The organism is Kluyvera sp. CHPC 1.251 (assembly GCF_036759945.1).
Classification (GTDB): Bacteria; Pseudomonadota; Gammaproteobacteria; order Enterobacterales; family Enterobacteriaceae; genus Kluyvera; species Kluyvera sichuanensis.
Genome location: NZ_JAPKIC010000001.1, coordinates 698969 through 722986, shown reverse-complemented (window position 1 = coordinate 722986; position 24018 = coordinate 698969). Strand labels below are relative to the sequence as shown.

Genomic DNA, 24018 nt, shown 5'->3' with positions numbered 1-24018 from the left:
TGCAATATATCCCGGAATAACCACACACCGTCTTTACGCATTACATCATCTTTCGACTGAGTCGCGGTGCGGGAGAGAGAAGAAGTCGCGCATGCCCTCAGCCGCCAATCCGCGAATGGCGGTTTTATGGCACCTCGGGCCAGGCTTAATCATATTGAAGCGCGAGGAAGCCAGGGGCTGTCCACCCGCACGGTATCCCGGTGTTCAAGCCCCTGAATAAGATGCAATGCGCTGAGGCGGCCAATATCATAGTGCGGCAACTGTACCGTCGATAGCGGTGGTAAAAACAGCTCGCCGGTGCCCACCATATTGTCATAGCCCAGCACAGCGACGTCCTGCGGAATACGCAGCCCTCGCCCCAGTAAGACCTGGTAAATCACAAAAGCCACGCGGTCATTACCGCACACTACCGCATCAAACATCGGGCGCGCGCCACTCAGGTAATGCCCGACAATTTCCGCCGCATCAATATGGTGACGTTCGCCAGGCGGAAGATAGTGGTGGAACATGGTATCGGGGTCGACACCCGCTTCACGACAGGCTCTCTCCATTCCTGCCCGACGGCGATCGGTCGCCACTATCCCTTTTGGCAGGTGGATGCACAGCAGCCGACGATAGCCTGCGGCCAGCAGCGCTTTCACACCCAGGTATTGCCCCTGTTCATCATCGGGAATGTAGGTAGGAAAAGGGCCGCTGATGCTCTCGCAGTTCGCCAGCACGCAGCGATATTTATGCAGTTTTTCCGGCACAGGTACCTGACGCAGCCCCATCGCGGTGTAGATAATACCGTCCGGGCGATGCGCCAGTAGCAGATCAACCATTTTCTCTGGCTGGTCATTGCTGAACATATTCACCACAAAACTATTCCAACCGTGCGCCCGCGCGGTCTCTTCGATAGAAAGAGTGATCTCCACGGAAAATGGCGTGGTCATGGTGTCCAGCGCCAGCACACCAATGGTATTAGCCGTGGTTTTCGCGCCACGAATTTTTTTAGCGGAGAGATCGGAGACATATCCCAGCGCATCGACCGCTTCCATCACCTTTTTATAGGTTTCTGGCCGCAGCCGTTCTGGCTCGTTAATCGCTCGCGATACGGTCATCAACGAGACGTTCGCCCGTTGCGCCACATCCTTTAAAGATGCCATATCCTCTCCTTTGACAGCCTGTACTTTGCCGGGATCTGAAAATGCGATCTCGATAACACCCGCAAAATGTTAACGTTAACTTTTGTGATTAACATCGATATTACCATCAAATCTGCGAGAAAACTGAGAATGTTAACGTTATCTTTTGCTCAACTTACTTACAGGGACAAGCAAATGACGTCGCAACTCACCAAAGCCAACGAGGCCTTAAACCAGCAGAAAGATCGGGTAAACCCACGCTGGTATCCGCGTTATCACCTCGCCCCTCCCGCGGGTTGGATGAACGATCCCAACGGCTTGTGCTGGTTCGATGGATACTACCATGCGTTCTATCAGCACTATCCGTGGCAACCTGTCTGGGGCCCAATGCACTGGGGCCATGCGCGCAGCCGCGATATGGTGAACTGGGAGCACTTACCGATAGCACTGGCACCAGAAGGGCCAGAAGATAAAGACGGCTGTTTTTCTGGTTCCGCGGTGGTTGACGGCAATAAGCTGGCGCTTCTCTACACCGGGCACAAATTCGACGGCGAGGCGAAAGAGGAAAACCTGTATCAGGTGCAATGTCTGGCCACCAGCACCGACGGGGTTCACTTCGAACGCCAGGGCATGGTTCTGGATACCCCGCAGGGTGTTCACCATTTTCGCGATCCGAAAGTCTGGCGAGAGGGAGACAGCTGGTTCATGGTGGTGGGTGCTCGGGTTGATGATGTGGGCGAAGTTCAGCTCTATCGTTCACAGGATCTGCAGCACTGGCAGTTTGCCACCACCCTTGGCCAGGCCGATGACGGCATGGGCTATATGTGGGAGTGCCCGGATCTCTTCCCGCTGAACGATAAGCTCGTTTTCATGTTCTCGCCGCAGGGTATCGCCGCCGACGGGTACCATTACCGTAACCTGTTCCAGAGCGGCTATATGGTCGGCAAATGGCAGGATAACCACTCGTTCCACGTGACCCAGCCCTTCCAGGAGATGGATCATGGGCATGATTTTTACGCCCCGCAGTCATTTAACACCCCGGATGGCCGCCGTGTCGTGATCGGTTGGCTGTCGATGTGGGAGTCGCCGATGCCAGAACAGGCCGACGGCTGGGCGGGGATGCTTACCCTCCCCCGGGAAGTGACGCTCGATGCCAACCAACGGCTGCGCATGAACCCGGTCAAAGAGCTGGAATCATTACGCGGCGAGCTTCATGTCTGGCCGGTCAGCGAGCTGCACAATCGTACTCTGATGGTGGAAGAGCAGGCACTCGCTATCGAAATCGAACTGAGCCTCGATATCGCCCGCAGCCGCGCTGAACAATATGGCATCGCGCTGGGTGACGGACTGCGCGTCTACGTCGATGCCCAGTCACAACGTCTGGTGCTGGAACGCCGCTACCCACAGCATGGCCTCTCTGGCTGTCGCAGCGTCCCGCTGCCCGCCAATGATGTGCTGGATCTGCGCCTGTTTATCGATAGCTCTTCAGTCGAAGTCTTTGTCAATCACGGCGAGTACACCCTTAGCAGCCGCATTTATCCAGAACCTAACGATCGCCAGCTGATCTTATTCAGCCAGAACGGACACGCCATTTTTAATCACGGGCATGCCTGGCCGCTCGCCGCTAAATAACCACCCGTTTCACTGCTTTGGGGATAAATAATGACAATCTGGACGCTCGGAGATGCCGTGGTGGATTTACTACCGCGCGACAATATGCAGTTTGAAGCCTGCGCGGGAGGCGCCCCCTTCAATGTGGCCATCGGCGTCGCCCGCCTCGGTCACGCCAGCGGCTTTATCGGCCGCGTAGGCAATGACGCCTTCGGCCGCTTTCTGCGCCAAACGCTGGTGACGGCGCAGGTGGACACAGGAAGCCTGGAATTTGATTCGCAGCGGCACACCAGTACCGTGCTGGTGTCGCTGGGTGCTGACGGCGAGAGACAGTTTGAGTTTCTGGTTAATCCGTCTGCCGATCAGTTTCTCAGCCCGGTGAGCTTGCCCGACTTTGGCACCGATATTCTGCATTTTTGCTCGCTGGCGTTGGTCGCCTCTGACTGCCGAGACACTCTCGCCCAGGCGATGGCGGCCACGCGCCAGGCCGGCGGCACGCTCAGCTTCGACATCAACCTGCGTCCGCAGATGTGGAGCAATGAGACGCAGATGTTTGACCTTGTCAGCGAGTTCGCCCGACAGAGCGACATTCTGAAGATGTCCGAGGAAGAACTGCTTTGGCTAACACAATCCGACAATTTAAGCATCGCCAGCGAACGGCTGGCTGATTTTCCCGCACGCCTGAAAATCATCACCCGCGGTGCCGATGGCGCTATCGCTTTCTGTCAGGGCTACAGGTTGGATTTAAGCGGCTATCGCGTCGACAGCATCGACACCACCGGCGCAGGTGACGCCTTTATGGCCGGGCTATTGGCGGCACTCGCCGGAGAAGGCTGGCCTACATCAACGGCGGCGTTGTTCTCCCTTCTCGAACAGGCCAGCGCCTGCGGGGCACTGGCGACCACCCAACGCGGAGCGCTAAGTGCATTCCCCGACAGACAGCTGCTGGGCCACTTTATTCAGTCACACCCTTCGCTACGGAGAACGATTACCCCGTAATACTGCGCACGCGTTACGTCACAGCAAAATGACCTTACAATGACCCAATCTGGATTGGAAAAAACATGAAAATAACGATGCCGTTCAGTAATAATAAATACCGGTATTCATCCGGGTATCTGCTCTTTTTCTTTGCTGCCTGGTCGCTGTGGTGGTCTTTTTACGCCATCTGGCTTAAAAGCAAATTAGGCCTGTCCGGTACGGAGCTGGGAATGCTGTATGCCGTAAACCAGTTTTTCAGCATGTTATTTATGCTGGGCTACGGTTTTCTGCAGGATAAACTCGGTACCCGCAAACCCCTTATCTGGATGATGGGAATAGTCATCACCCTCAGCGGCCCGTTCCTGATTTATGTTTATGAACCGCTGCTGGTCTCTAACTTCAAGCTTGGCATGGTACTGGGTGCCATTTTCTTTGGCCTTGGCTATCTCGCCGGCTGCGGTCTGGTGGAAAGTTTTGTCGAAAAAGTGAGCCGTAAATTCAACTTTGAATTCGGCACCGCCCGCTTCTGGGGGTCGCTTGGCTACGCCGCAGGGACTTTTGTGGGTGGCATCTTCTTCAGTATCAACCCACATATTAACTTCTGGTGCGTGTCGGTCATGGGGGCGTTATTCCTGGTGATTAACGTGTTGTTTAAAACCGACTCACCGGCCCCAGCATCCATGCAAGCGCCTTCGCCCGAGCCAGATACGCTGACCCGAAAAGATTTCCTGACTATCTTTAAAGATTCGCAGTTCTGGTTTTTCGTTATCTTTGTCGTCGGCACCTGGTCGTTCTATAGCATCTACGATCAGCAGATGTTCCCGGTGTTTTACGCCAGCTTATTTGACGATCCTGAACTGGCCCCGCGCGTATACGGCTATCTCAACTCAGTACAGGTGTTTATGGAAGCCGTCGGGATGGCGCTGATTCCGTTCCTGATTAACCGCATCGGGCCTAAATCCGCATTGCTGCTGGGCGGCACCATCATGACCTGTCGAATTCTGGGCTCAGCGCTGTTCACCGATATCTATATTATTTCCCTGATCAAAATGCTGCATGCGCTGGAAGTGCCGCTGTTCGTCATCTCCGTGTTTAAATTCAGCGTCGCGAATTTTGATAAGCGCCTCTCATCAACGATGTATCTGATTGGCTTTAATATCGCCAGCTCCATCGGCATCATCGTGCTGTCGCTGCCTATCGGTAAGCTGTTTGATAAAGTGGGTTATCAGGAGATCTTCCTGATTATGGCGAGCATCGTGGTCATCACACTGATATTTGGCTATTTCACCCTCAGTAAAAAACATCATCCGCAAAGCGATCTGCAGGAACTGGCGGCGGAGCAGTAAAGTTGGCTTAACCGTGCAACGGGGCCGAAGCGGCCCCGTAGTACCTCAACCGCACTTACCCAGCAGCCAGATACCCTTTAACTGCATCAAGAAACAGCCCCAGCGCCGCATGCTGATGATCCCGGGACTGGTAAAGCCCATATATCCCGAGCGCCTGCGGCTCCAGTTCCGGCAGTACTCGCACTAACCGCCCGCTTTCCAGCCCGGCTCTCGCCTCGATGTCGGGCACCATCGCCAGGCCAACGTCCGCCGCCGCCATCTCACACAGCAGCGATGATATTCCGGCGCTGAAATTACCGTTTACCGCCACCGAGACCTCGCCTTTATCGCCGTCACGGAAGGTCCAGGACTGGCCGGAAAAGCGGCTGTAGTGTAGGCAGTTATGCTGAGCGAGTTCATCAAGGGTGGTCGGCACGCCCGCGCGAGCAAGATAGCCCGGCGATGCGCACAGCACGGAACGACAGGTTCCCAGATGACGGGCGATCGCGCCAGGTTCCGGAACATTGGTAATGCGAATAGCCAGATCGATACGCTCCCCCACCAGACTCACCGGATGGTTGTTGATATCAACCTCAATGCGCAGCGCCGGGTAGCGACTCAGAAATACCGGTATAATTGGGTTCAACAAATGCGTCGCCGTAAAATGGGCGCAGGCAATACGTAGCGTCCCGGACGGCGTAACGCCGGTCGCCTCCCCTTCAATTCCCTGCGATAGCAACGCCAGCTGCCGCGTCTTCTCCAGCGTTTTTTCCCCCGCTGGCGTGATGGTTAACCGCCGGGTGGAACGGTGGATCAGTCGGGAACCGGCCCACTTCTCCATCTCATCAAGATAGCGGCTGACCATCGGGCGAGAGATGCCCAGCGAGCGGGCCGCGGCGCTCAGGCTGCCGAGTTCGCAGATGCGGTTGTAGGTGATGGCCGCCATAATCCGGTCCATTGCGTCTCCATTTGATCGTTTTATGAAACTCAGCATGTATTGTTTCAGGAATTCTAGCAGAAGCAGAAATCCGTAGAATGCGCTTTACACCCTTTACGGAGCTCATCGCCATGAAATTAACATCCCTCACGCTGATTCTGTCACTGGCAGCCACCTCCACGTTTGCCGCCCCGCTGCACCTTGAAGTCTACAACCCACAGGAAAAAGGCATTTTCCCGGTCTCGTCCACGCTGGTTTCAGGCCCGAAAGAGGCGGTGCTGTTTGACGCGCAGTTCAGCGTTAAAGATGGCGAAAAGCTGGTGCAGATGATCCGCGACAGCGGCAAGACGCTGAAAACCATCGTCATCACCTCCGGCGACCCGGATTTCTATTTTGGGCTGGAACCGCTGGTGAAGGCATTCCCGCAGGCTAAGGTTGTGGCATCACCTTCCGTGGTTGAGCACATCAAGGCCACCAAAGATGCCAAACTGGCCTTCTGGGGGCCGCAGATGAAAGACGGCGCGCCAACCAAAATCATCGTGCCGCAGGCCACCAGCGCTACACGCTTTACCGTTGACGGCGAACCGCTGGAGCTGAAACACGCGGGCGATTATGCCGCCTATGTCTGGATCCCGGCGAACAAAGCGATTCTGGGCGGTACCGGTATTGCCTCCGGCATCCACGTCTGGACCGCCGATACGCAAACCCCAGCGATTCGTCAGGGCTGGATGAAGGTGCTGAGCGAAATGCAGGCGCTGAAACCGCAGCAGGTCATTCCCGGCCACTACCTGGGAGAGCGCCCGGCAAATGATGCGGCCATCGCCTTTACTAACCGCTATCTGCAGACCTTTGAGCAGGCGCTCAGTAGCCAGAAAAGCTCAGCAGAGGTGATTACCGCGATGAAAGCGGCGTACCCTGGCCTTGCCGATGAGAGTTCACTTGAGCTTAGCGCCAAAGTGAACACCGGAGAAATGAAGTGGTAGCCTGCCGCCATCGGATTTTGCAAAAAAGCTCGCCTTTAGAATGAGATCCCTGTAGTCCCCCCGCTATCGCGCCAAAAACGATGGAGTTGGCGATAGCGGGTAGGTATAATCAGCGATACACACATTTGTCGTACAATTCAACTCAATGAAACTTAACACGTTACTGGTATCGCTCGCCGTCGTTTTCCCCGTTCACCCCGCCTTTGCGCTGACCTATACCTTACCGAAAGCTGGTGGAAACCTGGTGGGCAGCAACGAATACGAGCAGGTTCCCCAAGGACAAAAAGCCCCGCTGGAAACCTACGCCGCCCGACATCATATCGGTATGAGCAATCTCCTCGACGCCAACCCCGGCGTGGACGTTTATCTCCCGGCACCCGGTACTGTTCTCACCTTCCCGTTGCAGACCATTTTGCCCGCTACGGTGCATCAAGGGATTATCATTAACACGGCGGAAATGCGCCTCTATTACTACCCGGCGGGCAGCAACACCGTCGAAATCTATCCGGTGGGCATTGGTCAGATTGGGCACGATACGCCGGAGCACTGGGTGACCTCTGTTAAACAGAAAAAGGTCGGACCGACCTGGACGCCAACGCCCAACGAGCGCGCCGAATTTGCCGCAGCCGGTGATATTCTCCCCGCCGTCGTTCCTGCGGGCGTAGATAACCCAATGGGGCTGTACGCCATGTACATTGGCAACGAGTTTGCGATTCACGGCACCAACGCAAACTTCGGCATCGGCCTGCGGGTCAGCCACGGCTGCGTGCGTTTACGCGCCGACGATCTTAAAACGCTGTTTAGCGAAGTCCCGGTGGGGACCCGCGTTGAGTTTGTGAATCAGCCGATAAAAGCTGACGTTGAACCGAACGGCGAGCGCTATATCGAAGTGCACAGCCCGCTATCCGAGTCCGGAACCAGCAAGGCTTCGGCGAGTACGATCCCGGCGGCGCTGGAATCCACTCTGGCGGCAGCGGATATTCAGCAGACGGTGTTAAGTCAGGCGCTGGCCCTGCGCTCCGGGATGCCGGTCAGGCTGAATTAACCTTCATCAGGCTAAATCCACGCCCCGGCGTGGATTTTTTTGTCGGCACGACTTTACCCCTCCCAAACCTACCGATACTCTGTTGCGACCTCACGTCTTATCGTCGAACCGCTGACCAGAAATCATTGTCGCAATGAATACGCATAATAAAAAAGTTCGAGCTTACCACTTCCCCGTATTTCGCCATCTTTTCACCGCGCGACTGCTGACCGTACTCGGCAACGGTATCGCCCCGATAGCGCTGGCGTTTGCCGTGCTGGACATCGGCGGCACCGTCTCCGATTTAGGCATTGTCGTCGCCTCGCGCTCCATTTTTAACGTGGCATTTTTGCTGCTTGGCGGCGTGTTAGCCGACCGTTACTCCCGCAGCCGGGTGCTGGTCTACTCCTCCGCCGTTGCCGCCCTTTCGCAGGCGATTGTCGCCTGGTCGGTGCTCGACGGTTCAGCTTCGGTACTCAGTCTGGCCCTGCTCGGCGCACTGAACGGCGCGGCGGCGGGTATCGCCCTACCGGCCTCCTCTGCACTGGTGCCGCAGACGGTGCCGCCACAAAATCTGCGTGAAGCCAACGCTTTAATCCAGTTGGGTATCTACAGCGGGACGGTGATTGGCGCGTCGCTGGGCGGGATTCTCGCCAGCTCGGTCGGGCCGGGCTGGGGTCTGGCGATTGATGCGCTAGGCTTTGCGGCGTCGGCACCGCTGTATGCGATGATTCGGGTTACCGCTATCAGCGGTAGCGAATCGCAAAGCAATATTTTGCAGGACTTAAAAGCAGGATGGAAAGAGTTTGCCAGCCGCGCGTGGGTGTGGTCTGTCGTGGTGCAGTTTACGATAGTCAACGCGGCGTTTAGCGGCGTGGTGATGGTGCTCGGCCCGGCGATTGCCGACGCCTCTTTCGGGCGAGCGCACTGGGGAATGATCGTCGCGGCCCAGAGCGTGGGGCTAATTACCGGCACCTTCCTTGCCCTGCGCTGGCGCCCGCGCCGGGATCTCTTTATTGGCGTGATGCTGGTTATCTTCTGCGCAGTACCTATTTTTATGCTGAGCCAGCTCGCCTCTGCGCCATACTTGACCGCCGCCTTTTTCGTCACCGGCGTCGCATTTGGCCTGTTCGGCGTCTCCTGGGCACATTCATTGCAAACGCATATTCCGCCGGACAAGCTGGCGCGGGTTTACGCCTATGATGCCGTGGGCTCCTTCGTGGCAATCCCGTTTGGCGAACTGGTCGCTGGGCCGCTGGCGATGCGCTACGGCAGCAGCAACGTGCTGATGGTGTCAGCGATAGCGGTGGTGATTGCCACCGTCTGCGCCAGTCTGGTGCCTGCCATTCGGCGACTCGACAACAGCGCGCAGGCTAAGCCTCACCAGACGCTTTCTTAATTCTCCCCATGACGCGGGGCAACCTTTGCCGTTGCCCCGCACCGACTTACCAGTACGGCTTCCAGCACTGACGCACGCGAATCAGCGCTTCAAGATAGAAGTAGTCCCCCCAGGAGCAGCATTCATCAACCCCTTTTCCGGCTGGCATGTGGTAGACCGAGTGCATCAGCAGTCCCTCGCATGCCAGGGCATCACGGGAGAGATAGCGTTCGGTCAACGACTTAACAATACGTAGGGCCACCTCTTCATACTGCATTCGACCCGCATCGGTCGCCGGCAGCGCTTTCGCCAGCTCCAGCAGGCCACAGGCGGCAATAGCCGCTGCCGAACTGTCGCGTACCGCATCCGTGTTGGCTAAGGCGAGATCCCAGTGGCAGACCCCGTCCTCCGGCAAACGGTTGATGAAGTAATGGCTCAGGCTACGGGTCAGGCTGACAAAATCGACATTGCCGGTATAGAGGTAACTGAGCATAAAGCCATAAATCCCCCACGCCTGGCCACGCGCCCAGCAGGAACTGTCGCTGTGCCCCTGATGCGTATTACCGTAGCGCGCCTCACCGGTCGTCACATCCATATAGTACGTGTGATAGGTGGAAGCATCGGGCCGGACAATATAGTTTGCCGCCTGGGTGGCATGGGATAACGCGGCCTGCGCAAACGCCGGATTCCCCGTCTGTTCACTGGCCCAGTAAAGCAGCGGCAGGTTCATATTGCAGTCGATAATCATCCTCCCCTGCTGCTCCGGATCCGTCAGGTCGCCCCATGCCTGGATAATCCCTGCCGTTGGGCTGTAGCGCTGCATCATCATCTCCGCGGCGTGCAGTGCAATATCTCGTGCTCGGGAGTTCCCCGTCAGCCGCCAGGCATTGACACAGGACAGGGTATAGAGAAAGCCGAGGTCATGGGTCTGGGTCTCCACCTGCCGGGCCAGTCTGTCGGCAAAAGAGATAATGAACCGTTCGGCGGCCTGACGATATTTGTGATTGCCGGTCATTTCCCAGAGCAGCCAGAGTTGACCAGTCCAGAAACTGTTAGTCCATTGATTGTTTTCCGCTGGCTGCCATTTTCCACCTTCACACGCCTCATTCGGGAATTTATCACCCAGCGCAAACAGCGTTCGATCAATGCGCGACGTAATAGGCTGCAGCGCCTTGTCGATAGTGGTTTTTAATGCCTGACGATCGACAGGCGAGCCGTTTAACGGGCGCAGGGGTTCGGTAACGACATGCGCCGATTTATTACCAGTCATAATTTATCCTGTTATTACTATTTCGAGGGCTTAACCGTTTGAGGATGCAGTACATCAGTACGCACGGTGGATGTTTTTTTTCCGGCATGGCTGCTGGATAAGGTGAAAGAGGAGATGAGGGTAAATAATAGCGCGCAGCATCCCATCATTAAGAACGTGTGCGAAAAGCCAATTTTATCGTATAAATATCCCGCCGGTGGCGCGACGACCACTGAACCGACATAAACCATTGCCTGATAACCTAATAAATACATCGTCGCATTGACGCGTTTATGGAAATGTTCAGCAATATATTTGAAGACGGAAATTAACAGCAGCGCAATTTCCACGCCGTAGAAAGGCTTAATAATGGAAATCATCAGCGGGTCGACCGTTAATCCCGAGAGGATTAAACGTACTCCGACGACACAACCGCACAGCAATAAGCCTTTTTTTGCGCCGTAATAGTTCACCAACGCCGGAATAAACATCATCATCAGAAATTCAATGCCCGCCTGCAGCGTGCCCAGATAGCCATACCAGGCGTTGCCCTGTTCTTTAGTGGCAAAGAAAGAGACGAAATAGCGTGGAAACTGCTGCTCAGCCACAAACATCATCCACGCAACGCCCGCGACGTAGAGGCTGAACATCCAGAACTTGCGGTTTTGCATCAGCGCGATAACGTCAGCAAATACTATTTTGTTTTCCGAGATAACCGCATTGTTACGCAACTGCTCGTCGCCGATCTTCAGACTCAGCAATACCGCCAGCATCAGCAGCGAGGTACTGCTGCTAAGGATAAAGTTGGCCGCCGGGGTATAGTTAAACAGCACCCCAGACATCGAAGCCGCCAACGCCCAACCAAGCGAACCCCACATGCGGATACGGCCAAACTCCAGACCGTAGAGACGACTAAAACGGTCTGCATAGGATTCAGCTGCAGCCACCCCCGCATACCAGCCCAGGCTTAAATAGAAGGCGCCAATAATAATGCCCACCAGCGTATAGCTCAGCAGCAGCGGCTGGTAAATAAAGACAAAAAACGGCGCCATTAATGCTGAGGTAGCGCAGACAAAATAGAGCAGCCATTTGCTCATGCCTATTTTATCCATGATATAGCCATACACCGGTTTCATGGCCACGGCAAATACACCATTAATTGCGAATACGCTACCAATGGTCACGCTATCCAACCCAACTTTTTGACTGAGCCACAGCGCATATAAGCCAAAACTGGATGACCAGGTAAAGAAGTAGAGAAAGATAAAACCGCTCATTTTGCACTGCGCTAAGCGCATCGGTGAAATCGCGTTCATGATACGGCTCCAGCATAATTTCGATATTCATCGCTATCATTAACAAACATAAGAGATTCTGAGGTAATCATAATGTCCTACCGTTTTAAAGAGTGTTTATAGGGTAAATCTGATGACAGAATCCGGATGCTGACGAGCGGAGAGTAGCCAATTTATTGGCGGCCACAGCGTGAGCCTGTTCACAAAATAGTTTCGATTTTTAAGTTTGATTAGATTCATGGGCAGATAATCAGCAATATTTGCAAATCGTAGCAGTAAAGCTTAATTCTGTTGTCATGGTGAACAATGAACGATCCGCAACGACTCGAACGTATCGCACTGGGCAATGATGTGGTCTCCTTTCAGCGGCCAAAACAAGCAAGCGCCCACTACTACCACTGGCATCAGTGCGTGGAGTTTTTATATATCTCCGAAGGGTATGGCATTGTCGTGGTGGACAAACAGCACTACACGGCAAGGCCAGGGCGATTTTTTATCTTCCCGCCGTTTCGCCTGCATAAGGTTCAGGTAGAAGCGGCACAGAACAACCCCACTTTTCGCACCGCCATGCACATTGAACACAATGCCGTGTTCAGCGCCCTGCAGATGTTCCCCCGCCACCAGACGCAGTTTGCCGCGCTCTCCAGCACCCATGCGCCCGCGCAGATCCACGATCTCAGCGAGCATGCGAGCCATATTGCCTATATCCTCGACCGCTTCGAGTCGCAGGAAAAACAGGGGCACCGCTCCGCCAGCGATGTTGCCTTTCTGGTCATGCAGCTACTGGATTTTCTTCCAACCCAGCCGCAAAGTGACGTCCACCAGCAGCAGACCGTGGCCGCGCGCATCATGCAGTGGGTGGAAGAACACTATCAGCACAAATTTTCGCTGGAGGAACTGGCCGCAGATATCGGCTTTTCCCGCAGCTATACCTCTCGCATTTTCCGTCAGCAAACCGGCGGCGGCATTCAGGAGTACATCCTGACCCGGCGGATTAAAAAAAGCTGCGATTTATTGCGCTACTCGTCGCTCAGCGTGACGGAGATAGCCCAGCAGGTAGGCTTCACCGAAATGACCTACTTCATTACCTGCTTTAAAAAAATGTTGGGCCAGTCGCCTTTGCAGTACCGCAAGCGCTATGCTGGCGATGCTGAATTGCCTGAGCGATAGTCACCGCTATTTCAGGCAGGAGACATACTTATCCCCCGAGCGGCGCACGATTTCATCGGCATTGTGCGTAATATCTTTGCCCGCAAACGCGCCGTAGAGTTTCTTAAATTTAACCGTCGCCAGACGTCGGGTAATATCGCTGACCGTGGCGGCGGGCAGCGGCAGTAAGTTAGGGTAGCTCCACATAAATGAGACGGCCCGCGCCCCGGCGGTCACCTGAACGATATCGCCGGAAAGCACGATGCCCTCATCCCGCGCCCAGTGCAGCACGCAGCCGCCAGCAAAGTGCCCACCGAGACGGATAACCGTGACGTCCTGAGCCAGTTCCAGCGTTTCGCCTTCCCAGAAATGAATCCAGGGGCTGTCGCGCATCACCCATTGACTATCGTTGGCATGAAGGTATATCGGCGCGTTAAACTCGGCAGCCCAATCCTGCATGGCGGTGTAGTAATGGGGATGTGATATCGCAATAGCCTTAAGCCCGCCGAGCGATGCAATCAGCGTTTTCGTGGCATCGTCCAGGGTGGCAATACAGTCCCACAGAATATTGCCTTGCGGGGTGCGCAGCAGAAATGCACGCTGCTCGATCGCAAAATCAGGAACGGTGCGAATGCTAAAAAGTTCGCTATCGTGCTGTTTCCACGTGGTGGTGTGCGAAGCGCAATGGGTGTCAAAATCGACCCATTGCTGCCCTTCTGCGGGTATATACTGACGTTCATCTTCGCAAATTAAACAGTGCGCAGGATGGGAACCGGTCGTTTTATAGGATGTGCCGCAGGTTTTGCATAATGTGATCATTGCGTTCTCCCCATTTTTGCGTGTCCATTGAGCGCTGCACTTATGTGACGTCGTGTCAGATAATCAACATTGTCAGCCTGGCACACGGCGAGTCTGTGATGTTCCCGTTAGTGCTTCGGTTAATTTAAATACCGCCTCTTACGATTTACCTGAGGGCTGTTTTTCTCTAAGGTAACTACCCAATTGAACTCATCATTTTTCCTTTGATGCCGATATCTTTATTTCTCAATTAATATGTGAAGGAACATGTATGTACCGCGTACGCCCCTTTATTCACCCTCTTGCCTTTCTGACGCTTATCCCTTTTTCTTACGTTCAGGCCGCTGATAATCCCGTATTGGTCAGCAGCAGCACCAATCCCCTATCCATCACCAGAATTAACGATCGGGTGAATTTTATGGTGTCGTTAACCTTCGATAATGGCAACACCGCTCAACAATGGCGCTCCGTTGACTGCAAACAGGATAAGTCACAGCTTCTGTATAAGGATCTGCTGAATAAAGAAGGATTAACCAGGGCGCGCTTCTACGGCAGTAGCTATCTTCATTATGCGCCGGCGCAGGACGACCCGCAGATGAAGCCCGAGGATATTCGCACGGTTTGTCAGCTACCGATAAAAGCAGCGCGGTGGGAAAAATTATCCGCGACGTCAGATAACGGCATGACCGCACTAATCGATGTGAATAGCATTAAGCGTACCGACGATATTTTATCGGTAAACATGGGCTATGACTTTGCCGATATTACCTGGGAGCCGCCTTATGACGCACCGCTGGTGTTAAAAGTTGAGCGCTACCTCTATAACTGCGAAACCCATCAGGGCGCTGCTGCTGCGGCCATGAATTTCGACAGCGAAGATCGCGTCACCGACTCGCTTATTACCGGGGATATCCTTCGCCGTAAAAGCAGCTTCCCTATTGATGACAAAATGACGCAGCGCTTCGAGCAGCTCTGCAAACTCCCCGCAGGAAAAACGTTTACCGCCGAAGGGCTCTTTGTTCCCGCCACAAACAAGAAACCTTCCACGTTGATGGGGCCGACCATGCCGGATCTGACCAATAATAATCCGCAGTGGCTGAACAAATATCCCCTTTCGGCCAATATTGAGCGCCAGGTACAGTCGTTGATTAAGCCCTGGGCGCTTCCGCGCTTTAAACAGATTCGCTATACCCAGAGCAGCGACCTCGGCAAGATTAAAGTCCAGCTTGATGCGCAGCCAGATGGATATCTCCGCAAGCTTGAGGATTATGGCATCTGGACGGTGCAACGCTTAACGTTGGCCAATCAACTGCAGCTGAAATTTACTATGTCTATCAGCACCGGCGCCTCAGTGCTGAACTCGCTGCAAACGGATCTACACTTCCCGTTAGCGGCGGGTCAACATTACCAGGCGCAATGGGATGATATTGATGCCGATAAGAAAGTCACGGCCTCAACCTTGCGCTGTGACGTCACGACAGGGGGAGAGGCGAACAGCATTGCTCCTGAATTTAGCGGTAAATATCTACTCGTTGATTGTCATTACACGAGAGAAAATCAAAAGAGCAGCACAGAAAAGCTCGCCTTGCTGCAGGACCTCAACCTGTTCGTTCCCTTGACTCAACAAATAGGCGATCAGCCGGAAAGCCCGGTAAAACTGGAAAATGTTAGCGTGGTACGTTAAATAATCATCAAGGCTCAACGATTTATGCGTTGGGCCTTTGACGACCTGCTCCCCCACTCGCTCAGCGCTAAGGATCCCGTCATGACTTCCTTTTATCAACTCTCCGCCACCAGCCTGCAAGGGCAACCTATCGCCATGGACGACTATGCAGGCAACGTGGTTGTGGTCGTAAACACTGCTAGCCATTGTGGCTTCACGCCGCAATACGCCGGCCTTGAAGCGCTCTACAAAAAGTACGCCGCGCAAGGTCTGGTGATACTGGGCTTCCCCTGCAACCAGTTTGGTAAGCAGGAACCCGGCAGCGCCGACGACATCGCCCAGACCTGCCACATCAACTACGGCGTTAGCTTCCCGATGTTCGAGAAGATCGAGGTCAACGGGGGCACGGTGCATCCGGTGTTTCGTTACCTGAAAGACGAATTGCCCGGCGTACTGGGTGGACGAATCAAATGGAACTTTACTAAGTTTCTGATCGGACGTGATGGCAAACCGCTCAAGCGTTTTGCACCGTTTACAACGCCGGAGAAAATGGAGGCGGCGATCGTTGCAGCGCTGGGGGTTAATGGGGGGAAGTGATGGGAGGATGCTCTTGAGCGGGCTTTCTAGGAAACAGCATGCAGAAAAGCGCATCACCCAGGGTTAAAATGCCCGAATGCATACCTGTTTCCCACTTTGATTATAAGGATGTTAAAGAAAGCTTTATGGATATGTTCAAGTTAAAACCCTGGCTACATCGCTGGAACCTCATTCCTGATGGCACTCCATTTATAACGCATACATCACAGTTGTATCCGGTCAAAACGGCAGCTCATGGCATTAAGGCCATGTTAAAAGTTACGGATGACCTGGATGAACAAGCCGGTAGTGCACTCATGGCATGGTGGGAAGGGAATGGTGCGGCACAGGTGATTGCACATGAAAATGAAGCCATTCTTCTCTCAAGAGCCACAGGTTCCTCGTCTTTATCAGCAATGTCACGAGGAGGTAAGGATGACGTTGCTTGTCGTATTTTGTGTATGACGGCGAACCAACTTCATTCATTTGCAAAAAGACCGTTTCCCCAGCTTACCCCTTTACATGAATGGTTTAATCCTCTAAAACCAGCGGCCTTGAAGTATGGCGGCATCCTGACACGTTGCGCAGAAATTTCAGAAGAACTACTTTCTTCTCCGCAAGAGGTGGTTGCATTACATGGTGACTTACATCACGGCAATGTGCTTGATTTTGAGGCATCTGGCTGGCTTGCCATTGACCCTAAAGGGCTAATAGGTGAACGCGGGTTCGACTTTGCCAATATCTTTACTAATCCGGATCTTGGTAATCCAGAGCCTCCTATTGCGACGGTACCGGAGATATTTAAACAGCGTCTTAGTATCGTCACCCGGATGGCAGACCTGGACCGAGAACGCCTGCTCAAATGGATAATGGCATGGTGCGGTCTTTCAACCGCCTGGTCTCTCTCAAGTAACGAAACGGTTTCAACAACCCTAAAAGTTGCCGAGTTGGCGATGGCTGAATTGGAACAGTGAGTGGGATATCGACAATGAGTGTAGTGTTCTCCTGTCCGTCCGCTTAGTGCCAGAAGCGGACGCTGAGTACGCTAGTGAGTATCTCTTCAGGCATAGCTTGCGGTATTGTTGGTGGGAATACAGAAGGTGTAGCTAACGGCTCTGGTAGTACCGAGCTAATCTCCTGACCTATGAAAAAAGGACTAACCAAATGATTTATGTGCTGTTAGGTATTGCACTTTCTGCTTTTGCAGTCGGAACGTTCATATTTTATCGGTTTAGTAAAGCAACAGGCAGAAGCGTCCAGTCATCTTCTACACCGATGTATTTCTTTGATGCCCTCTTTTTTGGACTGAGCAGTAAACGTGATATGAATATTGCTGCCTGTTCTTTTATGATCTTTTTACTGAGCTTGTGGGGGCTCACCTATTCAAAATTACGGATCAATTTTTGGGGCAGCCATGAAAGCTATTTTGGTCTAGGGATTGCTGGGATTTTCTTTCTGATAATGCATTGCCGTTATGGTGCAAAGAATGTAGTTATCAAAAACGACGGACTTGCGCCAATGAGGGAATTAATCAATATCCGTCGCTCTGGCCTCACAAGCCCATTTTTGTGGTTAAGCCGGGCTGGTTATCTCGGATGTTTAATTGGCATCCTACGCTAATGCATTGCTGGCGGCGCCAGCAGCCCCTGTGGCGTCCTCAGCCCACCACAATTTGAAAACCAGAACCGTGCATAGGGAAGTGTCCTCATTACGCCAGTAAGATCAAAGTAAATTGTCACTGAGAACGACCGCTTCTCGCTCAAAGCGGACCTTGCTGCGCTTTAGGCGGTCCGCTGCGTGCCATGACTTTGACCATTTGCTCACGGCACCTCCAGTTACGTGAATATTTTCTGTACATCCAGATACACTGGGGTAATTATTGAACGGGTATAAATGAAACAGCTATCAAGCTCAGGAAGGATAAGTGCGGATGCCAATACCCATGCTCTCTACAGAACGCTTGCTGTTAAAGCCATTAGCCCCCGAAGATGCCTCACAAATTCAGATGCTTTATCCACGTTGGGAGATAGTTCGCTACATGGTCTCCTCTGTACCATGGCCCTATCCTGATAACGGTGCAGAGAATTACGTTAATAATGTTGCCCTACCTGATATGGCAAATGGAGTCGCCTGGTTCTGGACTATCAGACACCGTGAAACGCCTGACAAACTGATGGGTTTAATCTGTCTTTATGACGTTGATGATAATAACCGTGGATTTTGGTTAGCTCCTGAGTATCAGGGCCAGGGCTTTATGCGTGAGGCCAGTATTGCGGCGACGGATTATTGGTTTAATTCTTTAAATAAGGCCGTGTTGCGCGCCCCTAAAGCGGCTCTCAATAGCCGTTCAAAACGCATTTCAGACAGCAGTGGCATGCGGCTCATCAGGATTGAAAAGAAAGAGTATGTCAGCGGGCTACTGGATTCTGAGCTCTGGGAAATCACCCGTGACGAATGGAATGCTCGTCAGGTTGGTTGATAACGTGATGAAATGCCCGTTGTTCGCACTTAGCAGACCGTCACCTTCGATTTTATCCATATAAAAGGTATCAGGATTAAGAACTATGCCATTATCTTCAATTGCTCTCGTCGGCGCATCCGCAGCACTCGCAGCCGTAGTCTTTAAGGACAAAGATTCCCGCATAAAAGAGGTCATTGATTTCGCAAAATTGTCGCAACAGGAGTTAAAATCATCGGTACATTTTGCAATTGTCAAAAATGACATTAACACTTACATTACTGGTATTAAAGACAATTCGTTTCATAAACCGTTATTAGATATAATAGCAAGAGAGAGTAAGCCAATAGGTTATTTTTGCAAACTGGAAGGCCGATTGGAATCCAACGCCCCCTACAACTTCCGCATAAAAAAGAAAAGTTTCATTCAGTCACTTATAGCTTCATTTACGAGCAACCTGGGAAATGCTTATCATTTTATTCAAATGCTAGTTTTTATATTTTGCATTTTGGGAGCAATTATTTTTGAGCAAAGCACAGTAATATATGAACAAGCATTTTCATTGGCGCTCTATGCGTTATCCGGATTTATGCTATATAACTGGTTTACTATCATAGCGTTAATATGGAAACAATCCCCGAGCAACAGTGATATCAAAGAATATTCATTGTTGTTTAATAAATATGCCGAAGAGAAAAAACAAGAGGCATTTTCAGTGACAATAACTTGTCCATTTTGTAATAAAATCGGCGCTTCGTCACTCTTTAAAAAAGACGATACAGAAGGCCTCCCTGCTAATAAACTTCGTAGCGAAGCGTGATTCATACGAGACGATGCGTTTTGAGCGCCTTTTTTGAAATGCCTGACCATTCGGAGAAATAAACCACTCAATTAGTGTGTTTATTTCCCCGAATGGTCAGAAGTTCTTTTTTTGTTCGATAGCAATGAGATTTATCTCACTTCAAATGACAGCATCTACTTTTTTCAATCATCTCTAAAAACAAAATATTAGCAAACCATTGATTCCAATCACTTAATGTATGACTGAAATTATTACTTTAATAATTACTCAACATATATAAATGACAGGATAACTAAATTATACTTCTGCAACATCCGGTAGAGAGGTGAGAGAAAATGCGGTTAATTGTCATGTTGTTAAGCTTTGTCGTCGCCACGCAGGCCTGGGCGGGTGAACTTGCCAAACCCACCGGCAAGGTGCTTTTAACGATGTCCGGGAATATCGAAAATAAAAATGCAGATGGGAAAGCCGTTTTTGATCTCGCCAGCCTTGAGAAACTGGGCACTGTCACCTTCCAGACCACCACGCCCTGGTATAATGGCCGTACGACTTTTACGGGTATACCGCTGCAAAAACTGATGGACTATGTCGGAGCAAAAGGATCTGTAGTGAAGGTCACGGCACTCAACGACTACACGACCATTATCCCGCTCAGTGATTTCAAAAAATACAATGTCATCCTTGCGGTTAAAGTCAACGGAGAATATATGCGTATCCGTGACAAAGGCCCATTATTCATTGTGTATCCTTATGACAGTATCCCTGAACTGAATAACCAGGTCTATTATTCAAGGTCAGCATGGCAGGTCAGCAGAATGAGTATTGAGTAAGGGTTCAGAAAAGCATTATGAACAGAATACTGGCTGGCATTATCTTCTCCCTTTTTATCGCTACCGGGTATGTCTCTTACCTGGTGCATGAAAGGCAACAGGAGCTACAGAGTCTGACGCACTACGCCAACTCGTGGTCTGCCGCGCAGGTGGTATCTGAATACTATCGATTTGAGTCATCGGTCGGCCTTTACGCTATCGATGAGTCGATGACGCTCGATGAGGTGCGCCTTCGCCTCGACATCATGCTCAGCCAGAGCGACTTACTAAAAGAAGGTGATTTGGCGCATTATATTGAAAGCAATAAAACGCATCGCGACCTGGCGCTGAAGCTTGAAAACACCCTCAAATATCTGGACGTTCATCTTGAGACCATGGACCGTCCAGAACTTCAGGCTTATCTGAAAACAATGCATAAGCTTGATGTACCGCTCAGTCGTTTTTCATCCGGAGCATTAGACAAAGACGTTAACTCGGTGAATATCGCCAACCTAAAAATTCAGACGCTGTACTATGTGTATTCCACGACGTCCGTACTGCTGATAATACTGAGCGCCATCCTCGGCATGCTGAGCTTTGTCCAGAATAGAAATATCCTCAAGGCGCACCGTCAGGTTAAGAGCCTGGCGGAAGAGTTGCAGAAGTCGAAAGAAAAGCTACAAACCCAGAATGCCAGACTGGAGTATGACGTTTACCATGACTCTCTTACCGAGATGAATAACCGTCAGCTATTCTGGTGGAATTTAAATAACACTATCGAGATCGCGGAAAAGCACCATGACTCGGTCACGGTGATGCTGTTTGATTTAGACCGATTTAAAGAGATAAATGACACCTACGGTCATGATGCCGGGGATATGTTATTACGGCAGATTTCTGAAAGACTGATGTCGTTGAAATTTAGTTCGGATACGCTTTATCGGCTGGGAGGTGATGAATTTGCCTTTCTCGCGCGTGGCCTGACGGAGAGCAGCGCGGTTTCACGCGCCCAGAAAATATGCGATGTCATTAACCAGACCTACACGATTTATAACGCGATCATTAATATCACCACCTGTGTGGGTATTGTTATCTCAGACACGGAACGCCGCTCCGACTATCTTTACAAGTTCGCCGATCTGGCACTCTATGAAGCGAAAAATGCCGGTACCGGGAAGATAAAAGTCTTCCGCCAACGCATGCTGGATAAGCTGCAGGAAACCAGAACGCTTGAGCACGATATGGCGCTGGCCTTAGCCAATAAAGAATTCGTGGTCTATTACCAGCCGATTGTCGACTCGTTTAGCCGGGAAATTTACAGCTATGAAGCCCTTATACGCTGGATACATCCGCGCAAGGGTCTCATGCCACCGGATAGCTTTATTCCGGTTGCTGAAAAAACAGGGATGATTAACGAGATGGGCAAGCTGGTGCTCGAAATGGCCTGCCGGGAAGCGGCCTCCTGGGCGGTTCCGGCTAAAATTTCAGTTAACGTCTCACCGGTGCAGTTGAGCTGCAAAGGCTTTGTGGGAATCGTACTGTCCATTTTGAAAGAGACCGGGCTTTCTGCCGATCGCCTTGAACTGGAAGTCACCGAATCTGCCCTCTTTACCGAGAGCAGCACGCCGATGAATACCCTTAACAAACTCAGAGCCCTGGGCGTGAAAATCTCCATCGATGATTTTGGCACCGGCTACTCGTCCCTTGCGCGGTTGAGTCGGCTTTCCTTCGATAAAATCAAAATTGATAAGTCCTTTGTCCATTCGATATCGACGCAGGAAGACGCCCTGAATATCATCAAGCTCATCACCGGGATGGCGAAATCCCTCAGCATGAAGGCGGTGGCGGAAGGCGTTGAAACGCAGGAGCAACTGGAAAACCTTCAGGCTTTGGGGTGTGACTTCGCGCAAGGCTATCTGTTTAGTAAGCCTCAACCTTATGTTGATGGCAGAATCCGCTACGGATAGTGTGCACTATCCGTAGCCCGGCCGGGAGCCGCACGGAACCCGGCGCTCCCCATTAAATCTGCGCCAACCCGCCATCAACATAAATTTCTGCAGCATTAATAAAGCTCGCGTCGTCGGAAGCCAGGAAAGCGACGGTTTTCGCCACCTCTTCCGGTTCCCCCAGACGGCCCAGCGGCACCCCGGCAGCCAGCGCATCAAACAGCCCCTGTCGATGTTCTTCCGCCACCAGCCCGCCGAGACCCGGTGTGCGGACCGGGCCTGGGCTGACGACATTCACCCGAATACCACGCCCCTGCAGGTCAAGCGCCCATGAGCGCGCCAGATTGCGCACCGCGGCCTTGCTGGCACTGTACACGCTGAAGTTAGCGGTCCCTTTCACCGCGGCGGTTGAACCGGTGAGGATAACCGACGCCCCCTGAGTCAGCAGCGGCAGCGCCTTCTGTACGGTGAACAGCACGCCACGCACGTTGGTGCCAAAAATACGGTCGAAATGTTCTTCAGTAATCGCCCCCAGCGGCATCATGTCGCCGCCACCGGCGTTGGCGAACAGCACGTCCAGTCTGCCGGATTCGCTGGCGATGGTGGCAAACACGCTATCAAGATCGCTCAGGACGGAAGCGTCAGCGCGAATGCCTTTCGCCGACGGCCCGATTAAAGCCACTGCGGCATCAAGCTCTTCCTGGCGACGACCGGTGATATACACTTTCGCGCCCTGCGCTGCCAGTTCCTGTGCGGAGGCCAGGCCAATCCCCGTGCTGCCGCCGGTCACTAACGCGACTTTTTCCGCTAATTTTTTGCTCATGATGCACATCCTTAAAATAGGTTAACAAGATCATTTACTTGCAGCGATTAACTGACTGCTAAGCTCGGAAATCACTCTAACGTGCATCACATAGGGAGAAAAATAGTGCAAAATGAAAAACACTATTCACCTGTATGAATAATGGCAGCCGATTACCGGGGAAAAACGAATAATGGACCAATTTCTAGCCCTCAAAGTTTTCACGCGCGTGGTCGAGGCCAACAGCTTTACCCGCGCGGCGGACTCGCTGAACATGCCGAATGCTACCCTCAGCAAAACGATTCAACTGCTGGAGGCTCATCTCGGCACTCGCCTGCTGCAGCGCACCACGCGGCGAATAACCGTCACGCCGGAGGGGCTGGAATACTATGAAAAGGCGCGTCAGCTTCTGGCGGACCTGGAAGCGATCGATAGCGCGTTTAACACCTCCAGCACCAAGCCCAAAGGGCAACTGCGCATTGCGATAGGCGGTTCCACCGCGCGGGATGTGCTGATCCCGCTGCTGGCCGAATTTATGGTCACCTATCCGGATATCCGTATCGACCTGCTGGTCACCGATAAACCCTCGGATCTGATCGGCGGCAACATCGACTGCGCGATTCGCGGGGGGCCGATGGAAGACTCCACGCTTATCGCCCGAAAACTTGGCGAAGCGGCGCTTATCACCTGTGCCACGCCCGGCTATCTTAAACGCTGTGGTACGCCCGCCTATCCTGACGAACTGAAGAACGGGCATCGGCTTATCAGCTATTTATCGCCAGCCAGCGGGCGAGCGTTCCCGTTCCGCTTTATGCAGGACGGTCAACCGTACGAGATAAAGACCGAGCATCACCTCGGCATCAATGAGAGCAACGCCCATATCGCCGCCGCCCAGGCGGGTCTCGGCATTGTGCAGACGTTTTCTTATTCGCTGCGCCATGCGTTAGCCTGCGGGGAGTTAGTAGAGATTTTAAGCGAGTGGCGTCCGGCCCCCTATCCTTTCCACGTGGTCTACGCGCAGAACCGCTATGTCCCATCGCGACTGCGGGTTTTTACCCAATGGCTGGTTGAGGCTTTTCCGGCGGCGATAAACGCCTGATGTCGTGGT

The 24018-nt window shown here is 52.6% G+C and carries 23 protein-coding genes; 17 read left to right on the top strand and 6 right to left on the bottom strand.

Annotation, left to right across the window (positions count from 1 at the left end):
• Positions 1-149: 149 nt before the first annotated feature.
• A complete protein-coding gene (locus V6940_RS03320; RefSeq protein WP_333494821.1) occupies positions 150-1145 on the bottom strand; it encodes a LacI family DNA-binding transcriptional regulator in 996 nt (331 codons plus the stop codon).
• Positions 1146-1319: 174 nt separating this feature from the next.
• Here V6940_RS03320 and V6940_RS03315 point away from each other — a divergent pair, with 174 nt between their 5' ends.
• The 3 genes from V6940_RS03315 to V6940_RS03305 all read left to right on the top strand — a co-directional run bounded on the left by V6940_RS03315 (position 1320) and on the right by V6940_RS03305 (position 5062).
• Positions 1320-2756, top strand: a complete 1437-nt coding sequence (locus tag V6940_RS03315; protein ID WP_333494820.1) for a glycoside hydrolase family 32 protein — start codon at positions 1320-1322, stop codon at positions 2754-2756.
• A 30-nt stretch (positions 2757-2786) separates the two neighbouring features.
• Positions 2787-3734, top strand: a complete 948-nt coding sequence (locus tag V6940_RS03310; RefSeq protein ID WP_333494819.1) for an aminoimidazole riboside kinase — start codon at positions 2787-2789, stop codon at positions 3732-3734.
• 65 nt (positions 3735-3799) lie between these two features.
• Entirely contained in the window at positions 3800-5062 is a 1263-nt protein-coding gene (locus tag V6940_RS03305; protein WP_333494818.1) for an MFS transporter, read from the top strand.
• A gap of 55 nt (positions 5063-5117) precedes the next feature.
• Here the strand turns inward: V6940_RS03305 and V6940_RS03300 are convergent, their stop codons facing one another.
• Positions 5118-5999, bottom strand: coding sequence for a LysR family transcriptional regulator (locus V6940_RS03300; protein WP_333494817.1), 882 nt, complete (start codon positions 5997-5999; stop codon positions 5118-5120).
• A gap of 110 nt (positions 6000-6109) precedes the next feature.
• Here V6940_RS03300 and V6940_RS03295 point away from each other — a divergent pair, with 110 nt between their 5' ends.
• The 3 genes from V6940_RS03295 to V6940_RS03285 all read left to right on the top strand — a co-directional run bounded on the left by V6940_RS03295 (position 6110) and on the right by V6940_RS03285 (position 9384).
• Positions 6110-6961, top strand: coding sequence for a Vmh family MBL fold metallo-hydrolase (locus V6940_RS03295; RefSeq protein ID WP_333494816.1), 852 nt, complete (start codon positions 6110-6112; stop codon positions 6959-6961).
• 145 nt (positions 6962-7106) lie between these two features.
• Positions 7107-8006 carry a L,D-transpeptidase family protein gene (locus V6940_RS03290; protein WP_333494815.1) on the top strand — a complete coding sequence of 300 codons (900 nt, stop codon included), beginning with the start codon at positions 7107-7109 and terminating at the stop codon, positions 8004-8006.
• Positions 8007-8139: 133 nt separating this feature from the next.
• A complete protein-coding gene (locus V6940_RS03285) occupies positions 8140-9384 on the top strand; it encodes an MFS transporter (protein WP_333494814.1) in 1245 nt (414 codons plus the stop codon).
• A gap of 46 nt (positions 9385-9430) precedes the next feature.
• Here the strand turns inward: V6940_RS03285 and V6940_RS03280 are convergent, their stop codons facing one another.
• Entirely contained in the window at positions 9431-10633 is a 1203-nt protein-coding gene (locus V6940_RS03280; protein ID WP_333494813.1) for a glycoside hydrolase family 88 protein, read from the bottom strand.
• A gap of 17 nt (positions 10634-10650) precedes the next feature.
• Positions 10651-11928: an oligosaccharide MFS transporter gene (locus tag V6940_RS03275; protein ID WP_333494812.1), complete on the bottom strand. Its 1278-nt coding sequence runs from the start codon at positions 11926-11928 to the stop codon at positions 10651-10653.
• A gap of 285 nt (positions 11929-12213) precedes the next feature.
• Here V6940_RS03275 and V6940_RS03270 point away from each other — a divergent pair, with 285 nt between their 5' ends.
• Positions 12214-13077, top strand: a complete 864-nt coding sequence (locus tag V6940_RS03270) for an AraC family transcriptional regulator (protein ID WP_333494811.1) — start codon at positions 12214-12216, stop codon at positions 13075-13077.
• Between the two features lie 6 nt (positions 13078-13083).
• On the opposite strand, the gene V6940_RS03265 is transcribed toward V6940_RS03270, so the two are convergent.
• On the bottom strand, positions 13084-13875 hold the full coding sequence (locus V6940_RS03265) for an MBL fold metallo-hydrolase (protein WP_333494810.1): 792 nt from the start codon (positions 13873-13875) through the stop codon (positions 13084-13086).
• A gap of 250 nt (positions 13876-14125) precedes the next feature.
• On the opposite strand from V6940_RS03265, the gene V6940_RS03260 reads away from it, so the two are divergent.
• The 9 genes from V6940_RS03260 to V6940_RS03225 all read left to right on the top strand — a co-directional run bounded on the left by V6940_RS03260 (position 14126) and on the right by V6940_RS03225 (position 22129).
• The gene (locus tag V6940_RS03260; RefSeq protein ID WP_333494809.1) at positions 14126-15538 is read left to right on the top strand and encodes a hypothetical protein; all 1413 of its coding nucleotides are present in this window, start codon (positions 14126-14128) and stop codon (positions 15536-15538) included.
• An 81-nt stretch (positions 15539-15619) separates the two neighbouring features.
• Complete coding sequence (locus V6940_RS03255; RefSeq protein WP_333494808.1) at positions 15620-16114, top strand: glutathione peroxidase; 495 nt, start codon at positions 15620-15622, stop codon at positions 16112-16114.
• 125 nt (positions 16115-16239) lie between these two features.
• Positions 16240-17067 carry an aminoglycoside phosphotransferase family protein gene (locus V6940_RS03250; RefSeq protein ID WP_333495000.1) on the top strand — a complete coding sequence of 276 codons (828 nt, stop codon included), beginning with the start codon at positions 16240-16242 and terminating at the stop codon, positions 17065-17067.
• Between the two features lie 62 nt (positions 17068-17129).
• On the top strand, positions 17130-17234 hold the full coding sequence (locus V6940_RS22735; RefSeq protein WP_442910778.1) for a hypothetical protein: 105 nt from the start codon (positions 17130-17132) through the stop codon (positions 17232-17234).
• Positions 17235-17257: 23 nt separating this feature from the next.
• Complete coding sequence (locus V6940_RS03245; protein WP_121529438.1) at positions 17258-17713, top strand: hypothetical protein; 456 nt, start codon at positions 17258-17260, stop codon at positions 17711-17713.
• A 310-nt stretch (positions 17714-18023) separates the two neighbouring features.
• Positions 18024-18572 (top strand): GNAT family N-acetyltransferase, encoded by a 549-nt coding sequence (locus tag V6940_RS03240; RefSeq protein WP_333494807.1) that lies wholly within the window; start codon positions 18024-18026, stop codon positions 18570-18572.
• A gap of 85 nt (positions 18573-18657) precedes the next feature.
• Positions 18658-19371 (top strand): hypothetical protein, encoded by a 714-nt coding sequence (locus V6940_RS03235; RefSeq protein WP_333494806.1) that lies wholly within the window; start codon positions 18658-18660, stop codon positions 19369-19371.
• Positions 19372-19688: 317 nt separating this feature from the next.
• Positions 19689-20183 carry a molybdopterin-dependent oxidoreductase gene (locus V6940_RS03230; protein ID WP_185667747.1) on the top strand — a complete coding sequence of 165 codons (495 nt, stop codon included), beginning with the start codon at positions 19689-19691 and terminating at the stop codon, positions 20181-20183.
• Positions 20184-20200: 17 nt separating this feature from the next.
• Positions 20201-22129, top strand: coding sequence for a putative bifunctional diguanylate cyclase/phosphodiesterase (locus tag V6940_RS03225; protein ID WP_333494805.1), 1929 nt, complete (start codon positions 20201-20203; stop codon positions 22127-22129).
• A gap of 52 nt (positions 22130-22181) precedes the next feature.
• Here the strand turns inward: V6940_RS03225 and V6940_RS03220 are convergent, their stop codons facing one another.
• Positions 22182-22931, bottom strand: a complete 750-nt coding sequence (locus V6940_RS03220; RefSeq protein ID WP_333494804.1) for an SDR family NAD(P)-dependent oxidoreductase — start codon at positions 22929-22931, stop codon at positions 22182-22184.
• A gap of 172 nt (positions 22932-23103) precedes the next feature.
• Here V6940_RS03220 and V6940_RS03215 point away from each other — a divergent pair, with 172 nt between their 5' ends.
• The gene (locus V6940_RS03215) at positions 23104-24009 is read left to right on the top strand and encodes a LysR family transcriptional regulator (RefSeq protein WP_333494803.1); all 906 of its coding nucleotides are present in this window, start codon (positions 23104-23106) and stop codon (positions 24007-24009) included.
• The last annotated feature ends 9 nt before the right edge of the window (positions 24010-24018 follow it).